The sequence below is a fragment of the Mesorhizobium sp. M7A.F.Ca.US.014.04.1.1 genome, from assembly GCF_003998745.1.
GTDB classification, from domain to species: domain Bacteria; phylum Pseudomonadota; class Alphaproteobacteria; order Rhizobiales; family Rhizobiaceae; genus Mesorhizobium; species Mesorhizobium ciceri.
In genome coordinates, this window is sequence record NZ_RZRW01000760.1 from 1 (window position 1) to 2,240 (window position 2,240).

The following is a 2,240-nucleotide window of genomic DNA, read 5'->3' on the forward strand; positions in this document are numbered from 1 at the left end:
GTTTCATGTTCAACCGCCACATCGAAGATCCGGACGGCAACGTCTGGGAGCTGCTGTGGATGAACCCGTCGGCCATGCAATAGCCCACAGGAATCGAAGCGGGCCAGGATGACAATGGAGAAGCGACCGGCATTCGCCTGTCGCTCCCGTCAGGCGCGCCGGCATCGGCTATTCAGCCGCCTCGGCATAGTGTGCCGGCACGTAGTTGAGGATGGGGCCAAGCCAGCGCTCGGCCTCGACCAACGGCATCGCCTTGCGGCGCGCATAATCCTCGACCTGGTCGCGCTCGATCTTGGCGACGCCGAAATAATAGCTTTCGGGATGCGCCAGATAGATCCCCGAGACGGATGAACCCGGCCACATCGCATAGCTTTCGGTCAGTCTCACGCCGGCATTGCCTTCGCCGTCGAGCAGCCGGAACAAAGTCGCCTTCTCCGTATGGTCGGGCTGAGCCGGATAGCCGGGCGCCGGTCGGATGCCGCGATAGGGTTCGCCGATCAGCTCGTCCGGCGCCAACGATTCGTCTGGCACGTAGCCCCAGAATTCCTTGCGCACCTTCTCATGCATGCGCTCGGCAAAGGCTTCGGCGAAGCGGTCGGCCAGCGCCTTGACCATGATCGAGGAATAGTCGTCGTTGGCGCGTTCGAAGCGTTCGGCGATCGCCACCTCCTCGATGCCGGCGGTGACGATGAAGCCGCCGATGTAATCGGCCTTGCCGCACTCCGCCGGCGCGACGAAATCCGACAGGGCAACATTGGCCTTGCCGTCGCGCTTGGTCAGTTGCTGGCGCAAGGTGAAGAACGTCGCCAGTTCCTGCGACCGCTTCTCGTCCGTAAACAGCCTGATGTCGTCGCCGACGGTGTTGGCCGGCCAGAAGCCGATGACGCCGCGCGGCGCGAACCATTTCTCGGCGATGATCTTGTTCAGCATCGCCTGCGCATCCTCGAACAGCTGGCGTGCGGCGGCACCTTGCGCCTCGTCTTCGAGTATTTTGGGATAGCGGCCCTTCAGCTCCCAGGTCTGGAAGAACGGCGTCCAATCGATGTAGCGCGCGAGCTCGGTCAGGTCCCAGTTCTCGAACACCTTCACGCCTGTGAAGGACGGCTTCGGCGGCTCATATTCGGACCAGTCTATCCGATGCGCATTGGCCCTCGCCTTGGCCAGCGGCAAACGCTGCTTGTCGGCTTCCGAGCGGGCATGCGCATCGGCGACCTTCTTGTATTCGGCGCGCACCGTATCGACAAAGCCGCGCTTGCTCTCGTTGGACAGCAAGGATGAGACCACGCCGACCGCGCGGCTGGCGTCGGTGACATAGACCGTCTGCCCCTTGCTGTAGCGCGGGTGGATCTTCACCGCCGTGTGCACGCGGCTGGTCGTCGCGCCGCCGATCAGCAGCGGAATGTCGAAGCCTTCACGCTCCATCTCGGCGGCCATGTGCGCCATCTCGTCCAGCGACGGCGTAATCAGGCCGGACAGGCCGATGATATCGACATTTTGCTCGCGCGCCGTCTGCAGGATCCTGGCCGCCGGCACCATGACGCCGAGATCGATGATCTCGTAATTGTTGCAGGCGAGAACCACGCCGACGATGTTCTTGCCGATGTCATGGACATCGCCCTTGACCGTCGCCATCAGGATTTTTCCGGCCGTTTTGCGTTCGCCATTGTCGATGCCGTTGGCGGCGTTTGCCAGCTTCTCGGCTTCCATGTGCGGCAGCAGTCCAGCCACCGCCTGCTTCATTACCCGCGCCGACTTCACCACTTGCGGCAGGAACATCTTTCCCGCGCCGAACAGATCACCGACGACGTTCATGCCGGCCATCAGCGGGCCTTCGATGACATGCAGCGGCCGCTCGGCGGCAAGCCGTGCTTCCTCGGTGTCGGCGTCGATGAATTCGGTGATGCCGTTGACCAGCGCATGGCTGATCCGCTGTTCGACAGTCCATTCGCGCCAGACGAGATCGCGCTCCTGCGCTTCCTTGCCGGCCGTGCCCTTGAAGCGTTCGGCGATCTCCAGCATGCGTTCGGTGGCGGTGCCGCCGGCCTTGGGCGCGCGGTTGAGCACGACATCCTCGCAGGCCTCGCGCAGATCAGGCTCGATCGTATCGTAGACGGCGAGCTGGCCGGCATTGACGATGCCCATGTCCATGCCGCGCTGGATGGCATGGTAAAGGAATACGGCATGCATGGCCTCGCGCACCGGCTCGGTGCCACGGAACGAGAAAGACAGGTTCGACACGC

The 2,240-nt window shown here is 63.2% G+C and carries 1 protein-coding gene; it reads right to left on the minus strand.

The window, feature by feature from the left end:
- Positions 1-168 precede the first annotated feature (168 nt).
- On the minus strand, positions 169-2,240 hold a 2,072-nt coding region (locus EOA22_RS31115), incomplete at its 5' end, for a vitamin B12 dependent-methionine synthase activation domain-containing protein (RefSeq protein WP_206521368.1).